This window comes from Streptomyces natalensis ATCC 27448 (assembly GCF_000935125.1).
In the GTDB taxonomy this organism is placed as follows: Bacteria; Actinomycetota; Actinomycetes; order Streptomycetales; family Streptomycetaceae; genus Streptomyces; species Streptomyces natalensis.
In genome coordinates this window covers 482430-508547 of sequence record NZ_JRKI01000026.1, presented here as the reverse complement: position 1 = coordinate 508547, position 26118 = coordinate 482430, and the positions used below count along the sequence as shown (strand labels likewise).

General features: G+C 71.0%; 23 protein-coding genes. 17 read left to right on the top strand and 6 right to left on the bottom strand.

Annotated elements, in window-relative coordinates:
* The first annotated feature begins 20 nt into the window (after positions 1-20).
* From SNA_RS18330 to SNA_RS18310, 5 genes are all read left to right on the top strand, one after another.
* Entirely contained in the window at positions 21-1142 is a 1122-nt protein-coding gene (locus SNA_RS18330) for an ABC transporter substrate-binding protein (RefSeq protein ID WP_241779710.1), read from the top strand.
* Between the two features lie 4 nt (positions 1143-1146).
* Positions 1147-1992, top strand: coding sequence for an ABC transporter ATP-binding protein (locus SNA_RS18325; protein ID WP_030070966.1), 846 nt, complete (start codon positions 1147-1149; stop codon positions 1990-1992).
* A complete protein-coding gene (locus tag SNA_RS18320) occupies positions 1989-2915 on the top strand; it encodes an ABC transporter permease (RefSeq protein WP_078969970.1) in 927 nt (308 codons plus the stop codon). The genes SNA_RS18325 and SNA_RS18320 overlap by 4 nt, the downstream gene beginning before the upstream one ends.
* Positions 2916-2959: 44 nt before the next feature.
* Positions 2960-4312, top strand: a complete 1353-nt coding sequence (locus SNA_RS18315) for an LLM class flavin-dependent oxidoreductase (RefSeq protein WP_044365814.1) — start codon at positions 2960-2962, stop codon at positions 4310-4312.
* A gap of 105 nt (positions 4313-4417) precedes the next feature.
* Positions 4418-5317 (top strand): TauD/TfdA dioxygenase family protein, encoded by a 900-nt coding sequence (locus SNA_RS18310; RefSeq protein WP_030070962.1) that lies wholly within the window; start codon positions 4418-4420, stop codon positions 5315-5317.
* A gap of 360 nt (positions 5318-5677) precedes the next feature.
* On the opposite strand, the gene SNA_RS18305 is transcribed toward SNA_RS18310, so the two are convergent.
* Complete coding sequence (locus SNA_RS18305) at positions 5678-7102, bottom strand: hypothetical protein (RefSeq protein ID WP_420823488.1); 1425 nt, start codon at positions 7100-7102, stop codon at positions 5678-5680.
* A gap of 251 nt (positions 7103-7353) precedes the next feature.
* Here SNA_RS18305 and SNA_RS18300 point away from each other — a divergent pair, with 251 nt between their 5' ends.
* The 3 genes from SNA_RS18300 to SNA_RS18290 all read left to right on the top strand — a co-directional run bounded on the left by SNA_RS18300 (position 7354) and on the right by SNA_RS18290 (position 10117).
* Entirely contained in the window at positions 7354-8490 is a 1137-nt protein-coding gene (locus SNA_RS18300) for a molybdopterin-dependent oxidoreductase (RefSeq protein WP_104531999.1), read from the top strand.
* Positions 8487-8897: a hypothetical protein gene (locus tag SNA_RS18295; RefSeq protein WP_044365811.1), complete on the top strand. Its 411-nt coding sequence runs from the start codon at positions 8487-8489 to the stop codon at positions 8895-8897. Before SNA_RS18300 ends, SNA_RS18295 begins: the two co-directional genes overlap by 4 nt.
* A gap of 167 nt (positions 8898-9064) precedes the next feature.
* Positions 9065-10117, top strand: coding sequence for an NAD-dependent epimerase/dehydratase family protein (locus tag SNA_RS18290; protein WP_044365809.1), 1053 nt, complete (start codon positions 9065-9067; stop codon positions 10115-10117).
* A 92-nt stretch (positions 10118-10209) separates the two neighbouring features.
* Here SNA_RS18290 and SNA_RS18285 read toward each other — a convergent pair whose 3' ends face one another.
* A complete protein-coding gene (locus SNA_RS18285) occupies positions 10210-11322 on the bottom strand; it encodes a sensor histidine kinase (protein ID WP_198535065.1) in 1113 nt (370 codons plus the stop codon).
* Positions 11312-12034 (bottom strand): response regulator transcription factor, encoded by a 723-nt coding sequence (locus SNA_RS18280; RefSeq protein WP_044365808.1) that lies wholly within the window; start codon positions 12032-12034, stop codon positions 11312-11314. The genes SNA_RS18285 and SNA_RS18280 overlap by 11 nt, the downstream gene beginning before the upstream one ends.
* Before the next feature lie 113 nt (positions 12035-12147).
* Between SNA_RS18280 and SNA_RS18275 the strand changes: the two genes are divergently transcribed.
* The 7 genes from SNA_RS18275 to SNA_RS18245 all read left to right on the top strand — a co-directional run bounded on the left by SNA_RS18275 (position 12148) and on the right by SNA_RS18245 (position 19613).
* Entirely contained in the window at positions 12148-12876 is a 729-nt protein-coding gene (locus tag SNA_RS18275) for a glycosyltransferase family 2 protein (protein WP_044365806.1), read from the top strand.
* Positions 12873-13529 (top strand): TIGR04282 family arsenosugar biosynthesis glycosyltransferase, encoded by a 657-nt coding sequence (locus SNA_RS18270; protein WP_030065489.1) that lies wholly within the window; start codon positions 12873-12875, stop codon positions 13527-13529. The genes SNA_RS18275 and SNA_RS18270 overlap by 4 nt, the downstream gene beginning before the upstream one ends.
* On the top strand, positions 13526-14308 hold the full coding sequence (locus SNA_RS18265; RefSeq protein ID WP_051877242.1) for a class I SAM-dependent methyltransferase: 783 nt from the start codon (positions 13526-13528) through the stop codon (positions 14306-14308). Before SNA_RS18270 ends, SNA_RS18265 begins: the two co-directional genes overlap by 4 nt.
* Positions 14305-15771: a glycosyltransferase family 87 protein gene (locus SNA_RS18260; protein WP_044365804.1), complete on the top strand. Its 1467-nt coding sequence runs from the start codon at positions 14305-14307 to the stop codon at positions 15769-15771. Before SNA_RS18265 ends, SNA_RS18260 begins: the two co-directional genes overlap by 4 nt.
* A gap of 149 nt (positions 15772-15920) precedes the next feature.
* Positions 15921-16772 (top strand): S-methyl-5'-thioadenosine phosphorylase, encoded by an 852-nt coding sequence (locus tag SNA_RS18255; protein WP_198535073.1) that lies wholly within the window; start codon positions 15921-15923, stop codon positions 16770-16772.
* A gap of 1082 nt (positions 16773-17854) precedes the next feature.
* Positions 17855-18682 carry a DUF6424 family protein gene (locus tag SNA_RS18250; RefSeq protein WP_275042010.1) on the top strand — a complete coding sequence of 276 codons (828 nt, stop codon included), beginning with the start codon at positions 17855-17857 and terminating at the stop codon, positions 18680-18682.
* Positions 18683-18806: 124 nt separating this feature from the next.
* Entirely contained in the window at positions 18807-19613 is an 807-nt protein-coding gene (locus tag SNA_RS18245) for a class I SAM-dependent methyltransferase (protein WP_044365900.1), read from the top strand.
* Positions 19614-19896: 283 nt separating this feature from the next.
* Here the strand turns inward: SNA_RS18245 and SNA_RS18240 are convergent, their stop codons facing one another.
* Together SNA_RS18240 and SNA_RS18235 are read right to left on the bottom strand one after the other, a co-directional pair.
* On the bottom strand, positions 19897-20319 hold the full coding sequence (locus SNA_RS18240) for a hypothetical protein (RefSeq protein WP_044365802.1): 423 nt from the start codon (positions 20317-20319) through the stop codon (positions 19897-19899).
* Between the two features lie 234 nt (positions 20320-20553).
* Positions 20554-21486 carry an ArsR/SmtB family transcription factor gene (locus tag SNA_RS18235; RefSeq protein WP_198535072.1) on the bottom strand — a complete coding sequence of 311 codons (933 nt, stop codon included), beginning with the start codon at positions 21484-21486 and terminating at the stop codon, positions 20554-20556.
* Positions 21487-21630: 144 nt separating this feature from the next.
* Between SNA_RS18235 and SNA_RS18230 the strand changes: the two genes are divergently transcribed.
* Positions 21631-22539, top strand: a complete 909-nt coding sequence (locus SNA_RS18230; RefSeq protein WP_044365899.1) for an aldo/keto reductase — start codon at positions 21631-21633, stop codon at positions 22537-22539.
* A 235-nt stretch (positions 22540-22774) separates the two neighbouring features.
* Positions 22775-23179, top strand: coding sequence for a helix-turn-helix domain-containing protein (locus SNA_RS43910; RefSeq protein WP_241779707.1), 405 nt, complete (start codon positions 22775-22777; stop codon positions 23177-23179).
* 190 nt (positions 23180-23369) lie between these two features.
* Here SNA_RS43910 and SNA_RS18225 read toward each other — a convergent pair whose 3' ends face one another.
* Positions 23370-26054 (bottom strand): ATP-binding protein, encoded by a 2685-nt coding sequence (locus tag SNA_RS18225; protein WP_044365800.1) that lies wholly within the window; start codon positions 26052-26054, stop codon positions 23370-23372.
* Between the last annotated feature and the right edge of the window lie 64 nt (positions 26055-26118).

The following is a 26118-nucleotide window of genomic DNA, read 5'->3' as shown; positions in this document are numbered from 1 at the left end:
GACTCGAACAGGACCCTGCCATGAGCTCCATAAGCCCGCTGACCACCGCATCGAGCCGACGACAGTTCCTCACCCTGCTGGGCCTCTCGGCGGTCGCGGTCAGCTGCGGTACCGGGGGTGGCGGCGCGGCCAAGGACCAGGCCAGGACGCTGCGGTACCAGGGCTGGGCGGGGTCCGTCATCCTCCCCGAACTGGCCGAGGACCTCGGCTTTTTGGAGGACGTGAAGCTGAAGTGGGTCGGCAACACGATCAGCGGGCCGCAGGACATCCAGTCGGCGGCCACCGGACAGGTCGACTTCGGCGGCGCGTTCAACGGAGCCGTCGTCAAACTCGCTGCGAGAAAGGCGCCCATCACGGCGGTCGTCAGCTACTACGGCGTCGACAAGGCCGCCTACAACGGCTTCTACGTCCTCAAGGACAGCCCGATCCGCTCGGCCCGTGACCTGATCGGCAAGAAGGTCGGGATGAACACCCTCGGCGCGCACTCCGAGGCGATGCTCGACATCTACCTGCAACGCCACGGCCTGTCACGGGCGGACACCAAGAAGGTCGAGCCGTTGGTGGTGCCCCCGGTCAACACCGAGCAGTCGCTGCGGCAGAAGCAGATCGAGGTGGGCGTCCTCGGCGACATCCTGCGCGACAAGGCGCTACAGACCGGCGGTATCAGGCCGCTGTTCACCGACTACGAGCTGCTCGGCAACTTCTCCGCCGGTACGTATGTGGTGAACGACCGGTTCCTGAAGGAGAACCCCGACACCGCGCGCACCTTCGTCACGGGTGTCGCACGCGCCATCGAGTGGGCCCGTGCCAGACCGCGCGAAGAGGTCATCCACCGGCAGGTCGAGATCGTCAAGAAGCGTGGCCGCAACGAGGACACCGCTCCACTGAAGTACTGGAAGTCCTTCGGCGTCGCCGAGACCGGCGGACGCATCACCGACAAGGAGCTCCAGCTGTGGATCGACTGGCTCGCCAAGCGCGGTGACATCGAAAAGGGCCAGGTCAAGGCGTCGGATCTCTACACCAACGAGTTCAACGCGTACGGCCGGAAGAACAGCCGGAAGGAAGGTCAGAAGGAAGACCAGAAGGAAGACCAGAAGGACAAATCGTCCACGGACGGCCCGACCTCGAAGGGCGGGAGCTGATCCCATGTCAGGACCCACCACAGCCAAGATCGAGATCGAGCAGGTGCGCAAGACCTTTGCCGCCAAGAAGGGGAGGGGCCGAGGCTCGGCGGACGGGGACGGCGAGTTCACCGCCCTGGACGGGGTCGACCTGCGGATCGACGCGGGGGAGTTCGTCGTCGTGGTCGGCCCCAGCGGATGCGGCAAGTCCACGCTGTTGGACCTGCTGGGCGGGCTCGCCCGGCCGACCGCCGGACGGATCCTCCTGGACGGGGAACCGGTGACCGGACCCGGCCTCGACCGCGGCATCGTCTTCCAGCAGTACGCCCTGCTGCCCTGGCGCACCGCCCTGGGCAACGTCGAGTTCGGCCTGGAGGCGACCGGGGTGCCACGACGTGAGCGCGCCGCGCGGGCCCGTGAGCACCTGGACCTGGTCGGGCTCTCCGGCTTCGAGAACCGTCACCCGCACGAGCTGTCGGGCGGCATGCGCCAGCGCGTGGCCCTCGCACGCTCCCTCGCCTACGACCCCGATGTCCTGCTGATGGACGAGCCGTTCGCCGCGCTGGACGCCCAGACCAGGGAGTCGCTCCAGGACGAGCTGCTGCGGATCTGGCAGCGCACCGGGAAGACCGTCGTCTTCATCACCCACGGCATCGAGGAGGCCGTCTACCTGGGGCAGCGGGTGGCGGTCATGACCTCCCGGCCCGGTCGCATCAAGCAGGTCGTGCCGATCGGCTTCGACTCCCGTACGGAGACGGACGACCTGCGGTCCAGCCCCGAGTTCGCACGGTACCGACACGAGATCTGGACGCTTCTGCACGACGAGGTGGCCAGGACCCAACTGCTGGAGAAGGAGGAGGTTCCGGTATGAGCCTGGCAAGCGATGCGAGCACTCGGGCCAAGACCCCGGAGGAACTCTCCGCGCCGATCACCGTCCCCCCGCCGCCGTCCACCGAGGAGCCCACGGCCGGCCTGCCGGTCGCGCCGAGCGGGCCCCGGCTCCACCGCCCGCCGGTACTGCCCCGCCTCCTGCGCGGGGTACTGACCGGCGCCACCAAGTCGGCGGCGATCGTCGCCCTGCTGCTCGTGTGGGAGCTGGCACCCCGCTTCGGCCTGGTGGACCGGACCTTTCTGCCGCCGTTCAGCGAGGTCGCCCGGGCATGGTGGGCGCTGGTGGCCAACGGTCAGCTCGCCGACAACGCGGAGGCGAGCCTGGTGCGTTCGTTCAGCGGATTCGGCATCGCGGTCGCCGTGTCCGTACCGCTGGGCCTGCTCATCGGCTGGTACCGGCCGGTCGCCGATCTCCTCAATCCGTTGCTCCAGGTCTTCCTCAACACCGCCGCCCTGGCCCTGCTGCCGGTGTTCGTCCTGCTTCTCGGCATCGGCGAGACGTCGAAGATCGCCATCGTGGTGTATGCGTGCGCATGGCCGATCCTGTTCAACACCATCAGCGCGGTACGCACCGTGGACCCCACCTTGCTCAGGCTGGCGAAGTCCATGGACCTGTCCGCCCCGCGGCTGTTCCAGAAGGTGATTCTGCCGGCCTCGGTGCCGACGATCTTCACCGGAATCCGGCTGGCCGGGGCGATCTCCATCGTCGTCCTGGTCGCCGCCGAGATGATCGGCGCGAAGGCCGGTCTCGGCTATCTGATCAACGCGTCCCAGTACAACTTCGCCATCCCGCAGATGTACGCGGGCATCGTCACCATCTCCGTCATCGGCGTGGCCTTCAACCAGCTGCTGGTGGCCGTGGAGAAGCGGCTCAGCTCGTGGCGCGTCCCCGCGACCGGCTGACGTCCGTATCCGCCCCTGCGCCAAGGAACCCGGAGGAGCCTTCCATGCCCGCAGCCAGCCCCCGCCGCCTTCATCTCAACGCCTTCCTGATGAACGCCGGCCACCACGACGCCGCCTGGCGCCATCCGCGCACCCAGCCCGAACGCGTCACCGACCGGCGCTACTTCCAGTACCTCGCGCAGACCGCCGAACGCGGCAAGCTCGACTCGATCTTCTTCGCCGACGGCCTGGCCCTGTGGGGCAAGGTCAAACACAACGCGCTCGGCGGTTTCGAACCGCTCACGCTGCTGTCGGCCCTGGCGACGGTGACCGAGCACATCGGCCTGATCGCCACCGTCTCCACCACCTTCAACGAACCCTTCCACACCGCCCGGAAGTTCGCCTCCCTCGACCACCTCAGCGGCGGGCGCGCCGGGTGGAACATCGTCACCTCCGGCACGGTCGACGAGGCCCGCAACTTCGGGCAGGACGAACACCTCGAACACGCTCTGCGCTACGACCGGGCGCGCGAGTTCGTGGAAGTGGCCACCAAGCTCTGGGACAGCTGGGAGGACGACGCCGTCCTGCTCGACCGCGAGCACGGGATCTACGCGGACCCCGACAAGGTGCGGCCCGTCGACCACCGCGGAGAGCACTTCGCCGTACGGGGCCCGCTGAACGTGCAGCGCAGCCCGCAGGGTTACCCCCTGCTGGTGCAGGCCGGTTCGTCCGAGGACGGCAAGGAGTTCGCCGCCCAGTACGCCGAGGCCGTGTTCACCGCACAGCAGACCCTCGCCGACGGGCAGTCCTTCTACAAGGACGTGAAGAACCGCCTGGCCCGCTACGGGCGTTCGGAGGACGACCTGAAGATCCTGCCCGGAATCTGCCCGGTCATCGGCTCGACGGAGGCAGAGGCCCGCGCCCTGGAGCGGGAGCTGACCGACCTTCAGGTGCCGGAGTACGGACTCGCCCAGTTGTCGGGGATGCTCGGCACCGACCTGACCGGGCTGCCGCTGGACGGACCGCTGCCCTCGCTGCCCGAGGAGCGGGACATCAACGGCAACAAGAGCCGTTTCACGCTGGTCGCCGAACTGGCCCGGCGCGACGGGCTGACCCTGCGCGAACTCATCGCACGCCTCGGCGGCGGGCGCGGCCACCGGGTCTTCGCCGGGACGCCGGAGCAGATAGCCGACCAGCTCGAAGCCTGGTTCACCCAGGGAGCCGCCGACGGTTTCAACGTCATGCCGCCGCATCTGCCGGGCGGCCTGGAGGACTTCGTCGACCACGTCGTGCCGCTCCTCCAGGACCGGGGCCTGTTCCGCACCGAGTACACCGGACGCACCCTGCGCGAGCACTACGGTCTGCCCCGCCCCGCAGGCCGGCTCGCCCGCTCCGTCACCGAGGGGCAGCCGGCATGACCGGTCCGGCTCCACAGGGGCAGCCGGCACGACCCTCCCGGCTCCGACAAACCTCCCTGCCCACCACCCCCTGACACAGCCGAAACTCCCGAAAGGAATACGCACATGAGCACCAGCACAGGCTTCGACATCCGCCGGATCGGCGGACGCATCGGCGCCGAGATCGTCGGCGTCGACCTCTCCGCCGACCTCGAACCGGCGCTCGTCGCCGAGATCAACGCGGCTCTGCTGGAACACAAGGCGCTGGTCTTCCGCGGCCAGCAGCTGGACGACGCGGCCCAGCTGCGCTTCGCCTCCCTCTTCGGCGAACTCACCACCGCCCACCCCACCGTCCCGTCCGTGGACGGGCAGCCCAACATCCTGCCCGTCGACGGCGACGAAGGCATCCGCGCCAACCACTGGCACACCGACGTCACCTTCGTCCGCACACCCCCGAAGGCGTCGACCCTGCGCAGCATCGTCGTCCCGCCCTACGGCGGCAACACGCTGATCGCCAACTCGGCCGCGGCCTACCAGGACCTGCCCGAGCCGCTGCGCGAGCTGGCGGACAAGCTGTGGGCGGTGCACACCAACGACTACGACTACGCCGCCCCCAAGAACGACAAGGCGGCCGAGCACCGCAAGCAGTTCGTGTCGCGCAAGTACCGCACCGCCCATCCGGTCGTGCGCGTGCACCCCGAGACGGGAGAACGGGGCCTGTTCATCGGCGGCTTCGCGCAGACCATCGAGGGCCTCGGCCCCTCCGAATCCCGGGATCTGCTGCGGATCTTCCAGTCGTACGTGACGCGGCCGGAGAACATCGTCCGGGTGGCGTGGACACCGGGAGACCTCGTCCTGTTCGACAACCGCAGCACCCAGCACTACGCCCCCGACGACTACGGTGACCTGCCGCGCCTGCTGCACCGGGTGACCGTCGCCGGGGACGCTCCGGTGGGCATCGACGGCACCGCCAGCCGCGCCATCGAAGGCGGTGACGCCGACCACTACACACCCGCCGTGGCCTGACGCCCACCCACGGGCCGTTGGTCGCCAGGGCCCACATCCGGCGCCTCCTGGGGGGGACCCAGGAGGCGCCGGAGAGCGCCGGCGCCGCGCGGCCACGGACGACCTCGCCGAGGTCGGCGCGGAAGTAGACGTTCCCGCTCGGCCCGAAATGCCCCGGCCGGAGGGGCATTGGTGCGCCACACCCGACGTCCGAACCCGAAGCGTCTGGGCCGCTGCTCACCACCGCCTCGGCCTCCGGCGGTTCGCTGGTGATCCAGTAGGCGGATACCGGCGTCACACTGCGCCAGTGGACGCTCAACTGAGCTGATCAGTACGGCCGTACGGCCGCGGGCGGACTCGACGCACGGGGCGGTACGCGCGTCACCAGTCGGTCAGCAGCAGGTGGTTGACCAGCAGGGCGGTAGCCGCCTGAGCGGCCAGCCAGCCGCGGCGGTCGCGGGCCGGGAGGAACGCGGCGGTCGCCGGCAGCCACAACGTGAAGGGCAGCCAGATGCGTTCGGTCTCCGCCTTGCTCATGCCGGACAGGTCGGCGGCCAGCATCGCGAGCAGGAAGGCGCAGGGCAGCACAACGGCCGCGACCGCCTGCGGGTCGGCGCGCCGCCGCCATTGCCGGACGGCGGCGGGTGCGGCCGTCAGCACCCGGCGCAGCCCCGCCGCGGCGGCCACGCCCGCGGCCGTCACCACCGTGCCCAGGTTCCCCCAGATCCAGTACGCGTACGGGCGCACCCCGCCGTATCCCTGGTAGTAGCGGGTCTTGAGCAGGCCGTACGCCTGCCACCAGTGGAAACCCAGGAGGGTGAAGACGAGGACGACGGCGGCGCAGGCGGGCAGGACGTAGAGCAGCGGCCGGGCCCTGCGGGTGCAGAGCAGTACGGCGAGGACCGGGATCGCCAGCAGGGTCAGCCCGTACGACAGGTAGACCGCCGCGCCGAGCATCAGACCGCTTGCCGAGGCGGCAACTGCCGTCTGCCACCCGCGGGTCCGGGTCGCCGCGAGGGCGAGCAGGGCCAGCGCCCAGGCGGCGACCGCCGCGAAGTAGCCGTCGGCGGACACTCCGACCCAGACCGCGCCCGGGGCCAATGCGAGGAAGGGCGCGGCCGCCCGTGCCCGGCCCTCTCCCGCCAGCAGGCGCACGGTCACCAGTGCGGCGGCCACTGCCGAACTGCCCGCGGTGATGCAGAAGACCCCGCCCCAGGCGCCGCCGCCAAGGCCGATCCGGTCGAGCCCCACAAAGGTCAGCACGGCGCCGATCGGGTGCCCTGCGATGTGGGTCCCCCAGTTGTCGGGCGAGTTGATGAGGATGTGGCCGGTGAAGTCGTGCACGGTGCTGCTGAAGTGCTGGAACCGGTCGATCCCGCGGAGGTACTCACCGGACCGCGTCAACCGGCCCGCGACGCCGCGCTGCCAGCCGTCGACCAGGGCCAGCGACCACGTCCACGCCATGGCCACCGCCCAGGCGGCCCACGGCAGCGCCCGCCACGGCAGCCGGTCGGCCAGCCGGGGGCCGTAGCCGACGGCCAGGACGGCCACGGCCACCGCGGCCGGCGTGCCGGGGCCCAGGTGCGGACCCCAGTCGGCCATCAGCGGCGGCCAGCCCACGTGCAGGGACGGGCTGCGGCTCAGCAGATACGCCCCGACGCTCGCGACCACCGCGAAGAGCGCGAGGGCGGCGCCGCCGGAGGCGAGGTCGAGGCGGCGGCCGCTGCCGGGGTCCGGGGAGCCGGTGTCCGGGGCGGCGGGCTCGTACAAGGGGGGCCGGGAGCCCGTGGGCGGTGTGGAGGGCACGTCCTCACCGTAGGCTCCACACGGGCCGCGGTCCCGGATCGGCCCGCGACGTCAGGCATTCGTCATGAGCGGGTGCCGCTGAAAGCACTTCGGAACCGGTGAGTGTCGGCGGTGCGCCCGTGATGTTCGAGCGGGTAGTGGTGGCCAGGCGCCGGCGGCCGTCACAGCAGGTCGCACAAGACGCGGATGTCCCTGTTCCGTAAGGTGTTCGGGTGTTCCACAGCGGCCTTGCGGCGGCTGTGATGGGACGCATGAAATCGCGCTTTTTTCCGCCGGTGTTCAAGGGCGGGTTGCATGATGCCCGCACGGCTACCTCGATCGGGCGGTGGCTCGGCCTCGCCTTCGTGGTGTGCTTCGTCACCGGTCTGATCAGCCATGTGCTGCAGCATCCGCCCGAGTGGCTGGCCGATGACCTGCCGAGCCGCCCGGCGTGGGGCTACCGGCTGACACAGGGGCTGCACGTCGCCTCGGGCATCGCGGCGATTCCGCTGCTGCTGGCGAAGTTGTGGACGGTGTACCCGCGGCTGTTCGCCTGGCCGCCGGTGCGGTCGGTGCGGCACGCCCTGGAGCGGGTGTCGGTGGCCGTGCTGGTGGCGGCTGCCGTCTTCGAAGTGGCCACGGGCCTGCTGAACACCGCGCAGTGGTATCCGTGGCCGTTCTCCTTCGTGCCGGTGCACTACGCCGTGGCCTGGCTGGTGGCCGGATCGCTCGTGCTGCACATCGCGGTCAAGGCCCCCGAGATCCGGGCCCACTGGAGTCGGCGGTCGCCGGGCACCCTGGCCCTGCCCGAGGAGGACGGGCCCAGCCGGCGCTCGCTGCTGGCCGCGGTGGCAGGGGCGGTCGGTGCGGTCACCGTGACGACCGTGGGCCAGTCCTTCACGCCCCTGAAGGACCTCACCCTGCTCGCTCCCCGCCATCCGGACCACGGCCCGCAGGGTCTGCCGGTCAACCGCACCGCTGACGCGGCCGGAGTCGGGCTGATTCCGGCCGAGCGCTACCGCCTGACGGTCGCCGGGCCGAGGCCCTACACGCTGACGCTGGATGAGCTGCGGGGCCTGCCGCAGCACGAGGTGGAGTTGCCGATCGCCTGCGTGGAGGGGTGGAGCAAGTCGGCGCACTGGACGGGCGTGCGGGTCATGGACCTTCTGGAGCGTGCGGGCGCTCTGCCACACGCCCGCGTGCGGGTGGTGTCCCTGCAGACGCGGGGCGGCTACCGGGTCTCCGAGATGGGGCATGAGCACGCTCACGATCCGCTGACCCTGCTCGCTCTGCGCCTCAACGGCGAGGAGCTCTCCCCCGACCACGGTTACCCGGTACGTCTGATCGCCCCGAACCGGCCCGGCGTGCTGCAGACCAAGTGGGTCGGCCGACTGGAGGTGCTGTCATGAGGACGAGCGTGACGCGGGTGCTCACGGGTGCGGCCGGTCTGGCGCTGATGGGCGTCGGGGCCTCCCTGCTGCTGGACGTGCCCGACCTGACGGGTGTGGTGGTCTGGCTCGGCGGGGCGGTGGTGCTGCACGACGCGCTGATCGCGCCGCTGGTGCTGCTCATCGGGCTGGTGCTGGTCCGCGGCGGTGCGCGCGGGCCGGTCCGGGGAGCACTGCTGGTGGCGGGCGCTCTGACGGCGGTCGCCCTGCCGGTGCTGCTGCGCCCGGGGAAACCGGCCAACTCCTCGGTCCTGCCGCTGGACTATCCGCGCAACTGGCTGCTCACGCTGGTGGCGGTGGCGACCGTCACGGCCCTCGTACTGGCCGCGCGGAGGACCCGCCGCAGCCGTCGTCGGCCACCTTCGTAGGTGCGTCCGCGCTCCTGCCTGCCGGCGGCGGCGCGGACACCGCAGCCTGCTGACGGCGGCGGCCGCACCGCCCGGCGGCGCCCGGCCTGCGGCGGAAGGCTTACGAACCCCTGACGCTCCGGCGTCGTACGGTCGCCGGGCGGGCCCGTGGCCGTACGGTCGGTGGCATGTTGATCCTGGTCACCGGAGGTGCGGGCTTCATCGGGTCGCACGTCGTCACCGCCCTCACCGGCGCCGGGCACGAGGTGCGCGTGCTCGACGCGCTGTTGCCTGCCGCGCACCGCACACCCCCACCGATCCCCGACGGGGCGGACTTCAGGCAGGCGGACGTCCGCGACGCGGCAGCCGTGGCCGAGGCCCTGCGGGGTGTGGACGCCGTCTGCCATCAGGCGGCGATGGTCGGGCTCGGCAAGGACTTCGCCGACGCCCCCGCCTACGTGGGCTGCAACGACCTGGGTGCCGCGGTGCTGCTGGCCGGCATGGCCGAGGCCGGGGTACGGCGCCTGGTGCTGGCGAGTTCGATGGTGGTCTACGGAGAAGGACGCTACGAGTGCCCGCAGCACGGTGCCGTACGGCCGGGGCCGCGCACGGTGGCCGACTTGGCGGCGGGACGCTTCGAACCGCCCTGCCCACAGTGCGGTGAGCCGCTCGCCTCCGGCCTGGTGGCCGAGGACGCCCCGCTTGATCCGCGCAACGTCTACGCCGCCACCAAGCTCGCGCAGGAGCACCTGGCCTTCGCGTGGGCGCGGGCCGTCGGCGGGCGGGTGGCCGCGTTGCGCTACCACAACGTGTACGGGCCCGGGATGCCGCGTGACACCCCCTACGCCGGTGTCGCCTCGCTGTTCCGGTCCGCGCTGGAGCGCGGTGCGGCACCGCGGGTGTTCGAGGACGGTGGCCAGCGGCGGGACTTCGTCCATGTACGGGACGTGTCCGGGGCCAACCTCGCGGCTCTGGACGGTCTGCCCGGTCTGCCGGAGGGGACCACGCGGGCGTACAACGTCGGCAGCGGCGAGCCGCACACGGTGGGCGAGATGGCCGCCGCCCTGGCCGAGGCGCACGGCGGGCGGGCACCGGTCGTCACGGGGGAGTACCGGCTCGGCGACGTCCGCCACATCACCGCCTCCTCGCGCAGGCTGCGCGACGAACTGGGCTGGAAGCCCGAGGTCGTCTTCGGGGAGGGAATGGCGGAGTTCGCGACGGCCTCGCTGCGAGCCGGCTGACGTTCCCCTCCGGCCGGGATGCCGGCCCCGGCGTACGCGAAGGGCCGGCCCTGTCTTCCCCGCAGGGCCGGCCCTTCTCCGGCGGGCCTCTTTCAGACAGCGGCGGGCAGGCGGACCTCGAAACGGCAGCCGCCTGGAACGTTGCACACCGCCGCGCGTCCCTGGTGGGCCTCCACGATTCCGCGCACGATCGCCAGGCCCAGACCTGCCCCGGCCGGTGGGGTCCGTGCGTGGGTGCCGCGCCAGCCGGTGTCGAAGACGCGGGGCAGGTCCTCCGGGGGAATGCCGCCGCAGCCGTCGGTCACCGATACGACGACGCTGTCCGCCTCCCGGCGCGCGGAGACCGCGACCGTGCCGTCGCTGGGCGTCCGGTGGATCGCGTTGACGAGCAGATTGGCCAGGACACGGGACATCTCGCGGCCGTCGACCTCGACCGGGACCGGCTCGACCCCGTCGCCGATGATCCGTACACCGTGCTCCTTGGCCAGGGCGTCGGCGCCCGCGAGCGCGTCGCCGACAAGGTCGTAGACCGACATCCGGGAGGTGTTCAGGGCGAGGACGCCGGCCTGGATGCGGGACAGTTCGAAGAGGTCGCCGACCATGCCGCTCATGCGCTCGACCTCCGCGCGGATACGGGCGTGGTAGACGCCCGGGTCGTCGACCACACCGTCCTCCAGGGCCTCTGCCATGGCCTGGAGCCCGGCGAGTGGGGTGCGCAGGTCGTGGGAGATCCAGGCGACCAGTTCGCGCCGGGAGTCCTCCAGGGCCCTCTCCCGCTCCCGGGATGCGGCGAGCTTCGCGCTGGTGGCGGCGAATTCGCGGCCCAGTTCGGCGAGTTCGGCGGTGGGTGCGGCGGCGGGCGGGGTGAAACTCCCCTCGTCGCCGAGGACGCGGGTGGCCTCGGCCAGGGCTCGGCTGCCGCGGACGACGCCGCGGCCGAGCGTGAGCGCCACCCCGAGCGAGACGACCGCCGCAATGGAGCAGACCATCGTCACCACCCACAGGTCGTGGTCGGACAGGAGCATGGCCCAGGAGACCAGCATGGTTCCGGCGAGCATCGCTGCGACCGCGACGGCGGCGACCACGGTCAGCGACACCGCCACCGAACGGTTGCGCAGCAGCCGCAGGACGCCCATGCCGAGCAACCCGGCTCCGACCGCGCCGAGGGCCGCGTAAGCCGCGATGAGGAGAGTGTCACCCAGCATGATCGGCTCCGTCCTGCGCCGGGGGAGGGTCGAAGCGGTAGCCCACGCCCCACACTGTGCTGATCAGGCGGGGGCGTGCCGGATCCCCCTCGATCTTCTCGCGTAGCCGCCGCACGTGGACGGTGACGGTGGACAGGTCGCCGAACTCCCAGCCCCACACTCGGCGCATCAGCTCCTCGCGGCTCGTCGCCTGGCCCGGATTTCGCAGGAAGTACTCCAGAAGGTCGAATTCTCGGATGGTCAGGGCCAGTTCGGTGCCGTGGCGGGTGGCGCGGCGAGCGTGGGGATCCAGGGCGAGGGGGCCGGCGCGCAGCCGGGACCCGTCCGGTGCTCTCTGGGCGGCGGCCAGTGCTCCGGCACGGCGCAGCACCGACTGCACCCTGAGCACGAGTTCACGGGGGCTGAAGGGTTTGGTGACGTAGTCGTCCGCCCCGACCTCCAGGCCCAGGATGCGGTCCTCTTCGTCACCGCGCGCCGTCAGCATGATCACCGGGATCGGGCCGTTCTCGCGGATGCGGCGGCAGACCTCCAGCCCGTCCATGCCGGGCAGCATCAGGTCCAGCACCACCAGGTCGGGCGGTTGGGCGGCGGCGCGGGCCGCGGCGGCGGGGCCGTCGGCAGCCACGTCGACGGCGAAGCCGCCCCGTTCCAGGTAGCCGGTGACGACCTCGGAGACGGTGGGGTCGTCGTCCACGACGAGTATGCGTTTCACGCCGCCGAGTCTCACACCGGCGTTCGGCCGTCGGTGGGAGCGGCGCCGGACGTCAGCGATCCGTAAGACCACCAAATCCCTTTCGCCCGTTTTGCGTCCGTAGGGTGAGTCGAGTGATCGAAACATCCCCCTCTTCGCCTGCTCCTGTGGACGTGGTGCTGCCCTGCCTCGACGAGGCCGAGGCCCTGCCGTGGGTGCTGGACCGCATCCCCTCGGGCTGGCGCGCGATCGTCGTCGACAACGGCTCCACCGACGGCTCCGCGGACATCGCCCGCGCCCTCGGGGCGCATGTCGTCCACGAGCCGCGGCGCGGCTTCGGCGCCGCCTGCCACGCGGGCCTGACCGCCGCCACGGCCGACATCGTGTGCTTCTGCGACTGCGACGCCTCCCTCGACCCCGCGCTTCTGCCCACTGTCGCCGGGCTCGTCCTCGACGGCTCCGCCGACCTCGTACTGGGCCGCCGCAGGCCCGTCACGCGCCGCGCCTGGCCACTGCACGCCCGCCTGGCCAACCTGGAGCTGGCCCGTCTGATCCGCCGGCGCACCGGACTACGGCTGCACGACCTCGGCCCCATGCGCGCCGCCCGCCGCGAGTGGCTGCACGCCCTGGACCTGACCGACCGGCGCTCCGGCTACCCGCTGCAGATGGTGGTCCGCGCCGCCGACGCAGGCTGGCGGGTAGCCGAGACGGAGGTGCCGTACCGCCCGCGCACGGGCCGCTCGAAGGTCACCGGCACCTGGCTCGGCACCTGGCACGCAGTACGGGACATGCGCGCCGTCCTCGCCGAGCGGCCCGCCGCTGCACCGGTGTCCGCGGCGACCGTCCCGGGAACCGGACGATGAGCGCCCGGACCCCGGCCACCGGGCTCGCCACGCTGCTGGTCATCGCCAAGGAACCCGTCCCGGGGCGGGTCAAGACGCGACTCACCCCGCCCTACACGTCCCAGGAGGCGGCCGCTCTGGCCGAGGCCGCCCTCACCGACACCCTGCACACAGCGCTCAAGGCCCCCGCCCGTCGCCGCGTCCTGGTTCTCGACGGTGTTCCCGGCCCCTGGCTGCCGCCCGGCTTCGACATCGTGTCCCAGGGCGCCGGCGGCCTGGACGAGCGGATCGCTGCCGCCTTCGGTCACTGCGACCGCGGACCGGCCCTCCTGGTCGGCATGGACACCCCCCAACTGACCACGGAACTTCTTGCGGGTGTCGGACGCGACGGCCACGACGCGTGGTTCGGGCCGGCCGCGGACGGTGGGTTCTGGGCGCTGGGTTTCGCCGACCCGGCGCGCGCCGCGGCCCTCGTACGGGGCGTACCGATGTCCACCGACCGCACCGGCGCGATACAGCGGTGCCGACTCGTCGAGGCGGGGCTGAGCGTAAGCGTCCTGCCGGTGCTGCGCGATGTGGACACCGCCGCCGACGCCGCAGCGGTCGCCGCCTGCTGCCCGCCCGGCTCGCGCTTCGCCGCCACCCTGAACTCGCTCACGGAGGCCGGGCGATGAGCCGCACGGCAAGCGGTACGGACCTTGCCCCCGCCGAGTGGATGACGGCCGATCCGGGCGAGCCGTGGACGGACGACCCCTACGCCGACGCCCTGCGCACCGGTCGCGGCCCGCTCTTCTTGCGGCGCCTGTCACGACCGGCCCATCCGAACGATGCCGGAGGGAAAGGGGACCTGCTGCCGCTGGACGTCGAGCGTTGGTGTGCCGCCCCCGACGCCGCCGACACCGGCGTTCTGCACCGCTGCACCGGCCCCGTTCTCGACGTCGGCTGCGGACCGGGACGTCTGGTGGCGGGCCTGGCCGCCCAGGGCATGCGGGCGCTCGGCGTGGACGTCAGCCCGGCCGCAGTGGCCCGGACCCGACAGCACGGGGGTGCTGCCGTGCGCCGGTCCGTCTTCGACCGCCTGCCGGGGGAAGGCCGCTGGGGCACCGTCTTGTTGATGGACGGCAACGTCGGCATCGGTGGCGACCCGGTCGCTCTCCTCGTCCGCCTCCGCACCGTGGTCGCGCCCGGCGGGCGCCTGCTGGCGGAGGCCGCCCCGCACGACGTGGACGAGCACCTCACCGTCCGCGTCGAGGACGCCCACGGCCGGCACGGTCGCCCCTTCCCCTGGGCTCGCCTCGGCACCACCGCCCTGCTGTATGCCGCCGAGGCCGCGGGGTGGATTCCGGCCGGCCGGTGGACGGCCGAGGGCCGCCCGTTCGTGGAGCTGCACCGCCCGCAGCCCGGGCATCACGACGAGCACCCCACGGCCACCGGAAGGCCCGAACGCCCATGAGCGACACAGCCGCCCCACACCGTCAATCCCCCCAGCCACCGCCCAGTCCGCCCGCCGCACCTGTGAACCGCGCAACGGCCCGTATCAGCACGATCGTCACCGCGGTCCTCCTCGCCGCACTCACCGCCGTCGTCCTCGACACCGTTCGCGCAGGCGACAACCAGAGCAACCCCGGCCGCCTGCTGACCGGATACGCCGTCGCCTGGACGCTGTTCGCCGCCGCGATATGGGCCGTACGCAAGGCCCCGGCGCGCGCCGCGACCGCACTGGTCCTGGCCGGATCGGCCGCCGTGGCGCTGGCCGCGCTCGCCGCGCTGCCCCGCACCAGCACCGACATGTACCGGTACGCCTGGGACGGCCGCGTCCAGGCCGCCGGGATCTCCCCGTACGCCCACCCGCCCGCCGCACCCGAACTCACCGAGCTGCGCGACGACTGGCTCTTTCCCGCCCGGAGCTCCTGCACAGGCTGGGGACTGACCCGCACGGACCGTGGCCTGTGCGTCCGCATCAACCGCCCCGCCGTCCCCACCATTTACCCGCCCGTCGCCGAGGGCTGGTACTTCACCGTCCATGCCCTCTCACCACCGGACAGCCGCCACAAGCCACTCCAAGTCGGCGGCGCCGTCCTGGCGTTCGGCACCACCCTCGCCCTGCTCACCGTGGGGCGCCGACGCGGCGACCCACGCCGGGCCCCGGCCCGCGCCGCCCTGTGGGGGTGGTGCCCGGCCGTCGCCTTCGAAGCGGTCAACAACGCCCACATCGACACCCTCGGCGTCCTGCTCACCGTGCTCGCCCTCGGCACCGCCACCGCGGGGGCCCGCCGTGGCGCACTCCTCGGCGCCGCGATCGCCGTGAAACTGCTGCCCGTTCTGGCGCTGCCGGGCGCCCTGTCCGGGCAGCGCAGTCCGGCCCGCGTCCTGCGCACGGTATCGGCGGCGGTCGCCATGGTCGCGTTCGCCTACCTGCCGTACGTCGCCGCGTCCGGCACGGGCGTCCTGGGCTACCTGCCCGGCTACCTCCAGGAGGAGGGCTACGAACCCGGTGACGTGCACCGCTTCGCCCTGCTCCGGCTGCTGCTGCCGGACGCCGCCGCAGAAATGACCGCCATCGTGGTGCTCGCGCTGACCGCCCTCCACGTGTGGCGGCGCGGCGACCCGGCCCGCCCCTGGCGCGGTGCCCTCTTGCTGACCGGCACCTCCTTGCTGCTGGTCTCACCCAGCTACCCCTGGTACTCGCTGCTCGTCGTCGGCCTCGTCGCGCTCGACGGCCGCTGGGAGTGGCTGACCGCCACCCTCGCCGGCACCGTCCTCTACCTCGGCGGCCGACTGCTGCCCGGCTTCCCCCTCCAGGCGTGGGCGTACGGCACGGCCGCCGTGTGCGTCGCTCTCGGGGCCTGCCTGCGCGCCGCCCCGGCACGGCAACCTCTGGATGACCGGCGCCCAGGGAGGTGTCGGCCCGCGTGAGTTGAGCCGGCTGACAGGCGGCGCACCGGTGCCGCACCGGTCCCGGAGGTCTGAAGGCCGGCATGCGGAAGCGGGACGGGCCACGTCCCTTCACCATGGCCGGGCACCTGACGATCCGGGCGCTGAACGAACAGCAACTGAGCAATCTGATGACAACTGAGCAATCTGATGAAGGGAACAGAAGAAGCATGACCCAAGCAGAGAACCGCGCGGATATCGGCGTCATCGGAGGGAGCGGCTTCTACGAACTGCTCAGCGGTGCGGAGCAGGTGACGGTCGAGACTCCCTACGGGAATCCCTCCGACACGATCTCCGTCGGAACCATCGGGGGTCGGCATGTGGCCTTCCTGCCTCGCCACGGCCGCCATCACCAGTACGCGCCGCACACGATCAACTATCGGGCGAACCTGTGGGCGCTGCGCTCGCTGGGCGTGCGCCGGATACTGGCACCCTGCGCAGTGGGGTCGCTGCGCCGGGACCTGGGTCCGGGCACCCTGGTCATCCCCGACCAGTTGGTCGACCGGACCAGCGGTCGGGTACAGACCTTCTACGACGAGGGCGCTGTCCATGTGTCCTTCGCGGACCCGTACTGCGGCCACGGGCGCACCGCCGTCCTGAAGGCCGCGGCGGAGGCGGGCAGCGAGGCCCACGACGGCGGCACGATGGTCGTGGTCGAAGGACCTCGCTTCTCCACACGAGCCGAATCCCAGTGGTTCGCCGCAGCGGGCTGGACCCTGGTGAACATGACCGGCCACCCGGAAGCCGTGCTTGCCCGGGAACTGGGGCTCTGCTACACCTCCATCGCCCTGGTGACAGACCTCGACGCGGGAATCGACGCGCACGACAGCGTCTCCCAGGAGGACGTCTTCAAGGTCTTCGCCGAGAACACCGAGCGCCTGCGCGGGGTGATTCTCGAGGCGGTGAAGCTCCTTCCCAAGGAACGGGAGTGCCCCTGTGCACACGTACTGGACGGACTCCAGCTTCCGATCGACCTGCCCTGACGCCGACGTACTTGTCCGGCTTGTCCGGGACTCATTGAGGGATTCACACTGGGAGCGTCGCTGCCGCTGAGCGGTCGTCTGTCCGAGTTCGGTACGACCCCCTCCAGCAGGACCGTGAGGCCGTCGAGGAACGCGTGCAAGGTGTGCGGCTTCCATGCCGTGACGAGGATGGTCTCCACGGTCGACCGGGCGGTCAGCGCCGTCATCTCAGGGACCACGTCGAGGACTTGCCCGTCGTGCCAGCTTGCGGCCACGCCCTGGGCCGCTGCCGACATCGCTGCGGCGTAACCGGGGTACCGGTCGGCCTGGAACGATGGCTGGCACAGCCTGCGCCGGCGCCGGTGCCGGCTGTGTGGGCACGTGGCGAGGCCCTCGCTGACGATTTCACGGGCCCGGTCGTAGAACGGTCCGACGAGGCGCCAGGCCGGAATGTCGGCCAGTCGGATTTTTGGTTGGTTCCTCAGTGGGCGGCGAGGCGCCTGGCGATCGGCGCGCGCATGCCGTCCATCGTGAATCCTTTGGGATCGATCTTGCCGGGCTCCCACTCCAGGTGGCCGATCATGCTGCCGTCGTGCCAGCCGTTTGCGCGGCAGATCGCGGCTGCCGCCTTTTCGATTGCTTCGCGTTGCGCTGGCGGGCTCCCGCAGCACGTCATCCGGCACGCGCGGTCACCTCGCCCAGGCAGGCACGACTTCCAGGCCAGAGGTAGCATCGCGCATAGGGGACGGTTTACGCCCCACGCCGCACATTCCAAGAGTTGGCAACCGGGTGGTCGATGACCGTCACACCGAGCGGCTGACGCGCTAGTGGCTTCAATTTTCGCCGCATCGAATCAACCGAAGCCCAGGTGGCAGGGGTGCGGAATCATCTCGGATAAAACCGGGAGATCGCCCCGTAGAGTGATTCACCTGAAACTCTCGCGTGCAGTTGCACGTCCTGTAGTCGACGGTACCGTGGCCCGATTTCGGTGGGGCGTTACTTCCTCCCGGTTCCCAGTTTTCTGCCAACGGCCCACATGCCCCTGACCTTCGGGAGGCGAGTTTGCTTCCCGAGCAGCGGGGACTTTCACCAAGGGGATCGCCATGAACAGTCCGGAACCGTCACACCCAGAGCACGGAGAGCACGGAGAGCACGGAGAGCACGAAGACTTCCCGTGGACCATCTCTGTGGCGGATCACCCGCCGCGTTCCGAAAGCTCCCAGTACCGGGCGAGCCGCAAGCTGATGGTCAAGCTCGTCGGGACAACGGATGACTGGGCGTTCGCGCCCGGCCCCTACCAGGACCACCACGGCGGCGGAGTGTGGGTCAAGGACAGCGACGGCTGGCTGTGCCTGCTTCTGCCGCTCGGCATCGAGTGGTCGGCGCAATTCTGCGCGGACCCGGCGAAGGTGGACCGCATCCGCCGCTGCGCGGTCCGGGTGGTCGGAGCGTTCCCGGACACCCTGCCCGGATATGAGAGCTTCGGCTACGACGACGGTCAACGGCTGCTGGACACCCCCATAGAGACTGCCGAGCAGGTGGCCGAGTGGACGGACTCGATATTCAACGCCTCGGTGCCGCTGCCCGCCGGTACCCACTCCGGGGTGCTCCCGAAATCGGCCGGGTACCACCACTACCCGAAGCCGATCGTGGACATTGACCACTTCCGCTACGACGACTTCGAGCTGTTCGTGACGGACGAGGAGGGCCGCTCGGTTGCGGTGGTGCCGCTCTCCCCGCGCGGCTCGGGTGATGGCCGACTGCGCGTGCTCGCCGCCCATCCCCGCTCGCCATATGCGGAGCGCCTGGTCAGCCCCAGCCTGGAGGACCGTACCTTCCGGGCCGAAGAAGCTCCGGCCACCGAGCAGGAGGGGGCCGTGCTCCCGGCCGACGACCTGCTGGCCCAGCGGGCGTTCAGGAAGCAGACCTGACGGGCTGACGGGCTTACGGGCCAGGGCCTAGCCCGTCCTGGAGCGCATGCGGGTGTCTGCCCGCCGGATCCTTGCCTGTCGTCGGTGACATCGCGCGGATCTGACCGGGCCTATGCTGAGTGCGATGTTCGCACCCCAAGGCCCCACGTTCCGTGAACTCGCCGTCCAGGCAATGTCCTCCGTCGAGCGCGGCTATGACCTGCTCGCCCCCACATTCGACGCCACTCCGTTCCGGACCCCTGAGTCGGTGCTGGCTCCCGTCTCCCGCGTACTGCGCACGCTCGGCCCGTTCGACAGCGGCCTCGACCTGTGCTGCGGTACCGGCGCCGGTATGGGCGTACTGCGCCAGGTGTGCCGGGAGCGGGTCACCGGGGTCGATATCAGTGCGGGGATGCTCGCGGTGGGCCGTTCCCGTGAACGGACGACCGACGCCGGACCGCGCGTGGAGTGGGTACGGGCGGATGCGCGGTCCCTCCCCTTCGGGCCGGTCTTCGATCTCGTGGTGAGCTTTGGCGCGTTCGGGCACTTCCTGCCCCGGGACCGACCGGAGCTGTTCGCACAGGTTCACTCCGTGCTGCGCCCTGGTGGCCGGTTCGTGTTCCCGATCGTTGCGCCGGCCCGTCCAGGGACGCCCGGCTACTGCACATTGCTTGCCTTCGACGCGGCGATGCGGGTCCGTAACGCGCTATGGCGCCCGCGCTTCGTCATGTACTACCGGACGTTCCGTCTCGCGGATGTGCGCGCGGAGTTGGCCCGGACCGGATTCGATGTACGGCTGCACGCGCTTCCGGAGCTTGGCCGACGCCCCGACGGCAGCCCGCGATGCCGGTTGGTGGTCGCGAAGTTCTTGTCGTCGACGAGCTCGGCGTCCACCATCTCGACGAGTTCAACTCCTACGCCCATCAAACCCCCCTGGTCAGACGCATGTTGATCACACATTACCGCCGGCAATCGTAATTATCGTCGGCTACCTATTGGTAACTCCCTGGCGTGGTGCCCATTCAGCGCCCGCCACCGGCACCGTGACCTTCGCGCAGACGGACACGGCCATGAGCTGGCCCGGTCCTGTTCTCCAGGTCCCGTCGGCGCTCGCTCCACACGCGCTCCGGAGCGGAGAGATGGCGAGTTCCCCATGAGGACACTGCGTCCGGCCCGTGCCGCGCCATGCCCTAGACCTCTTCACGGCCTGCCGCGCACGGAGTGTCCATATCGCGCTACGCGCGCGGGGGAGTGGTGGTGAGGGGAGGGCCCGGTTGGCGACGGGGGGCGCGATGCGCGAGCTGACGATGGAGCGGCGGGCGGGGTGGTGCGCTGCCAGTGGGTGTGCAGGGCGGCCAGTCGGCCGGGGCGCGGCGGCTGCCGGTGATCTTGGTCGAGCTCCCGGCGGGAGGCGGCGGCGTGGCCGTCGCGAGGAGTCCGAGCAGCGTGACCGCAGTCGGGCCCGTGTCCGCCCTGTCGTATAGCTCGCGAGCGGTCGCCAGGCGGGCGTCCAGCGGCCCGGCGCCAAGAGCCGCAGCCGATGCCGTGGCGGCCGACGTCCCGCTCATCTCGGCCAGACGCGCGCCGTAGCACTCGTACGCATGGTCCACCGCCTTCTGCTCGATGGCAATGACCTCATCGCGTGTGGTGGTGCTCATGCGCATCCTCCCTGCGGCGCCCACGGGACGCCGCTACGGGCCCGCGCCCGTACCCCGTTGAAACAACTGTCAGAGAACGGATGGTGACGAACAGTCATTGCGCTAGTTCCCCTACCAGCTGCCCGATCTCCGCACGCCAGGCGCGGACCTGGTCGTGCGTGGGGCGATCTCGTACTGGTGGTAGTGACACCTAAGTGGTCAGCTCCAGAAGTCCTTCGGGGGTTGACCCGAGCCTCAGGTGGAGGAGGCGGCCTTGAGGAGGGTTTCGGCGGCGGTGGTGCGGGCGTAGAGGACGGAGCGGCCGGCTCTGTGGGCGCTGACCAGGCCCGCGCTTCGCAACGCGGTCAGGTATTGGGATACCCCGGCCGGGGACAGGCCGGTGCGGTGTGCCAGTTGGGTGGTGGAGGCCGGGGTGTCCAGTTCGGCCAGCAGGCGGGTTCGTGAGCGGCCGAGTACCGCGGCGAGCGCGTCGGTGCCGGTTGTGGGCTCGGGGGCCCATAGTGATCCGATGCCGCGTGCTGGATAGGCGAGTTGTGGTGGTTCGGGCGGTGCGACTCGGGTGGGCAGTCGTGGGCCGGTGAAGGCGGAGGGGACCAGCAACAGCCCCGGGCCCGCTGTGGTGCGGGAAAGGGGCCTGCTCCGGCGGCTCAGTTGCAGCGCGCTGCCGTCCCATGTCACGGCAGTGTGCAGGTCGTTGAGTACGTGGCCCGCGCCGTGTTCGGCGACCTGGCGGGCCCGGTGGAAGATGTCGGTGTCGAGCACCGCGCGGATGCGTGCCCAGTAGGGGGCGAGGGCCAGCTCCCAGTATGTGCGGATTTCTTGGGCCAGGCGGGCCAGGCGGGCGTGCGGGTCGTGGTGCAGAGACCGCAGTCGGGGGCCGAGACGTTTCTGGTGGTACTCCAGGTGATCGAGGTCGTGGCGGACCCGGTCGATGGGGGCGTTCTGGATGGCGGCCAGCTCCGTGTCGAGCGCCGGGGCCGGCCCGGCGGGGGCTGGGTTGAGGAAGTACGGAAAAAAACCCGACGGCGGGATCAGCTCCGCAAGCCAGCCCCGGTCCAGCCCGGCGGCCGCCGCGCGTGGCTGGACCTGCTGGATCCAGGGGCGATGGACAGGGGTTGCGGAGGCGTGGTTGGACAGCAGCCGATAGCTGGTCACCACCTGCCACATCGGCGAGACGGCGAACCGCACCTGCGCCAGATCACTGGCCGAGAACGCCAGTTCCGCCAGGAAGACCACCCCCAGGATTCACGCATGTCTGAATCAGTGGCGGCCACTGTATCCGGTGGAGATCCTTCCGGCATGACCTCGCACATGACTTCGGACACGATCACAGCAGCGGCATCAGGCACCTGGACACTCGGCGACTTGGTGGTCAACCGCATCGGCTTCGGCATGATGCGGCTGCCGCAGCACGGGGAGGCGCTGGTGCCCGAGGCCGCTTCGCGCGACCATGACCAGGCGATCCGGGTGCTGCGCCGCGCGGTCGAGCTCGGTGTGAACCACGTCGACACCGCCGCGTTCTACTTCTCGCCGCTCCGGTCGGCCAACGAGCTGATCAACCAGGCGCTGTCCCCCTACCCCGGTGACCTCGTCATCGTCACCAAGGTCGGACCGGGCCGAGACCCCTCAGGCAATTGGCTGCCCCATGCCACTCCTCAGCAGTTGCGCGGCCAGGTGGAGGAGAATCTGCGCCAGCTCGGCCGCGACCACCTGGACGTCGTGAACCTGCGCATCGTGGGAACCGATTCGATCGCCGAGCGATTCGGCGCCCTGGCCGACCTGCGCGATGCCGGGCTCATCCGACATCTGGGCCTGTCCAACGTCCGCCCCCACCACCTCGCCGAGGCCCAGGCCATCGCACCGGTGGTCTGCGTCCAGAACATGTACGGCATCGGCGCATCGCCTGAGCAGAAGGAGTTCCTGCGCACCTGCGGTGAACAACGCGTCGCGTTCGTGCCGTTCTACTCGATCGCCAGCACCGGACGCACGGCCGGCGCGACCACCAACGACAGCAGCAAAGTGCACGCCATCGCCCGCGCCCGCGGGGTGAGCGCAGCTCAGATCCGGCTGGCGTGGACACTGCACCGCGGCCCTCACGTCCTGGCCATCCCCGGCACCGGCGACCCCGACCACCTCACCCAGAACGTGGCCGCCGGCTCCCTGCGCCTCTCCGAGGACGAACTCACCGTCCTGGACTCCCTCCACCACGAAACAGCATGAACAAGACACCCCTAGGACGTTGTGATCCACTTCTGCCGATCGGCTCGTCTGCCTTGCCCGTTTCTTGCGCCCGCCCGATAGTCCTGACCGCCGCCGAGCGGCAACGGTTGAAGAAGGCGGCCTACGGCCACAAGACTCCGTACCAGGCCAGGGTCCGGGCACGGACCGTGCTCTCGGCAGCCCGGGGCAGGGCCAACGCGCGGATCGCCGCCGAGGCGGGAGTGCACGTGACACCGTGCGCACCTGGCGGGGCCGGTTCGCCGACCTGGGCTTACCGGGCCTGGCCGACCGCAAGCGCCCGGGACGGCCCGCCGCCTTCACCGCGCTACAGACCGCACAGGTCAAGGCGCTGGCGTGTCAACTTCCCGCTGAAACAGGCGCGCCGCTGTCACGCTGGTCGTGCCCGGAGCTGGCCCACGAGGCCGTCGCCCGCCGGATCGTCTCCGCGCCAGTCGGATTTCGTAGCCCCGGCCGGATCGGAACCCGTACCGCTCTTGTGTGTGGGGATCTTGCCGGATTTGCGGGCGGTATTGATGCGGGAGGACCAATTCACCGCGTGTGGCCCGGGTTCGGCGGCCTTGATGACATGGCGGTTGTTGGCGCCAGCTCTTCGAGGAGCTGGTCCGTAGAGGTCATCTGAGCATGAGACGTAGTGCCTTGCTGTACAGCAGTGCGCTTGCCGACGAGGACTCAGCCTCCTTGCCGCCCTCTCCATTTGGTCAGCCGCGTGATCCGAACGAAACGCCCTGAGGACCGCCTGCCGAGACTCAGGGCCGTGACCATGTACCCGCAGGTGAAGAGTGCCGGTAATGCGCGTCGCGAGTGGGGTGTCACGAGGCGAGCAGGTCGGCGAGCTGCGTTCGTGAGCTGATGCCGAGCTTGGGAAACGCGCGGTAGAGGTGGTGTCCGACGGTGCGTGGGCTCAGGAACAGCTGCGTGGCGATTTCGCGGTTGGTGGCCCCGGTGGCCGCGAGTCGAACGACTTCGCGTTCCTGCGAGCTCAGGCGGCCGATGGGGGAGTGGGCGACCTCGGTCGCGTCAGGGGTCTCGCCGGCTGCCTGCAGTTCTGTGCACGCCCGGCGGGCCCATGGCTGGGTGTCCAGCTTGGTGAAGAGCTTCATTGCGGTACGCAGGTGGTCGCGGGCGTCGAGCTTGCGGCGCGAGCGGCGCAGCCATTCGCCATAGAGCAGTTCGGTGCGAGCCCGGTCGAAGTCATCACCACCGGCATGAAGGGTCAGGGCGGCGACGTAGTGCTGCTCGGCCTGGGCGTCCGGGCTGGTCAGGGCCGCGCAGCGGTGGGCTTGTGCGGCGAAGTGGGACTGCTGGAGGTCGGCCGCCCATGTCGTGAGCTGCTTCGCGGGTTCCTTCGCCCGCTCTGGGTGGCCGGCGCGAACGGCGGCCTCGATCACATCGGGCAGCAGGTGTCGTGCCAGGAGAGGGTGGCCCGCTGCCTGCCGGGCCGCTTCCAGGTGTTCCAGCGCGGCCTGCGCGCGGCCGAGGCCGAGGTCGAGCAGTCCCAGCGCCCACAGCGCGTCCGCCGTGCCTCGTCCGACATCGCGGGGGCGTGTGTAGTCCAGCGCCAAGGTGGCCAGTTCCCGGGCCAGTTCCTCCTCTCCCCGGACGGCGGCGAGCACCGCCGACAGGGCGCGCAGGTGGGCGGCCCGGTGGTCCAGTTCGTAGTAGTCGGCCAGCCGGAGCGCTTCGGTGGCGTGTGCTTGTGCGTCGCTATGCCGACCCAGTGCCAGTTCGGCCTGGGCACACAAGTGCAGCGCGGTGGGCAGCCATCCGCCGATGCCCTGCTCGCGGCAGTGGGTGACCGCGGCGGTGGCCAGCTCGTGCGCGGCTTCGTGGTGGGCCAGCAGTTGGCAGTAGATCCCGGTCATCAGCTGGTTCATGAGCCCGTTGCCGGTGAGCCGGCCGGCCGGCATGAGAGCGTCCAGCGTCTGGCGTGCCCTGGGGATGCCATCGGCGAGCAGCTGGGCGGGCACGGTCAGGAGGGGCAGGTGGGGAGTGCGGGCGCCGATCTCGGTCATGAGGGCCGCGTCGCTCGCGGAGAAGGCCGCATGGATCGCGTCGGTCAGCAGGGGGGCGAGCTTGTCGGGGCGGTCGGCGGAGACCGAGTCCGCGCATTCGGTCAGGATGCGGGCGGCCTGACCGGGACTGCCGTAGCCCAGTTCGACCACGGAGCGTACGCGGGCGAAGTCCGCCGCCATGCCCGGGTCCCGCAGCGGCAGCGGAACCTGATCGGTGAGCGCGCGGCATCGTTCGTCCTGACCGGCCTCGCTCGCCTTCTGCGCGGCGTTGATCAGGCGGCGGGCGCGGGTCTGTGCGTCGGCGGTGAGATGGGCGGCTCGCTCGTACGCGGCGGACGCGGATGCCATCGCCTGTCTGCTGTCCGCCCATTCGGCGACTCGCTCCAACTCCGTGGCGATCTGCTCGTCCGGTCCGGTCGCTGCGGCTGCCAGGTGCCAGGCGCGACGGTGTGCGTGCCGGGAACCGTCCAGAACCGTCACCAGCGCCTGGTGCACCGTGAGTCGCCAGGCGAGCGGGGCCTGCTGGTAGGCGGCGAACCGGATGAGGGGGTGCCGGAAACGCAGCCTCTGCGCGGAGACGAAGATGAGCCCGGCACGCTCGGCGGGCTCCAGATCCTTGGTCTCCCCGCCGAGCCGTCCTGCTGCCCCCAGCACCGTGGAGAGGTCCCCGGTGTCGTCGGCGGCGGCCACCGTGAGCATGCGCTGGGTGGCTTCAGGGAGGCGGCGTACCTGCTCGGCGAACGCGTCCTGCAGCCGGCTGGGCAGCGCCGGCTGCGGATCGGGCAGCGCCAGTGGCCCCAGCTGTCCGGCCCGCTGCGCCGGGGTCAGTGCGGCGGCCAGCTCCTGCAGCGCCAGCGGGTTGCCTTGCGCCTGGGCGATGATCCGCTCCGCGACCGGAGGGGCAAGTCCGGGCAGCAGCATGGCGGCCGATTGCCGGTCGATGCCGGTGACGTGCAGGCGAGGCAGTGCCTTGGCTCCGCTGCCCGGGGAGGTGTCACGGGTGGCGAAGAGCATGGCGATGCCTTCGGTCTGCAACCGGCGGGCGGCGAAGGACAGTGCATCCGCGGACGGTTGGTCGAGCCATTGCAGATCGTCGACCAGGCACAGCAAGGGCCTTTCCACGGCCGCCTCGGAGAGCAGCGACAGCGTGGCGAGCCCGAGCGTGAGACGGTCCCGTACGGCTTCGTCGCTCAGGCCGAAGACCGCCCGCAGGGCCCCGGCCTGGGGTCCTGGTAGGCGGTCGAGCAGATCCAGCACCGGCAGGAAGAGCTGATGGAGCCCGCCGAAGGCGAGCTCCATCTCCGACTCGATGCCCTCGACCCGTAGCACGCGCATGCCCTCTGCGCGGGCGGCCGCGTGTTCGAGGAGGGTGGTCTTGCCGATGCCGGCTTCGCCGTGCAGTAGCTGGGCGCTGCCCTCTCCGCGGTGGGCGTCGGCGAGTATCCGTTCAATGCGCCGCCGCTCTTCTCCGCGCCCCTGCATCGCCCGTCCCCCCCGGTCATCGACCCCGGCAGCAGCCGGGCATCGTGATCACCACTGTACGTGC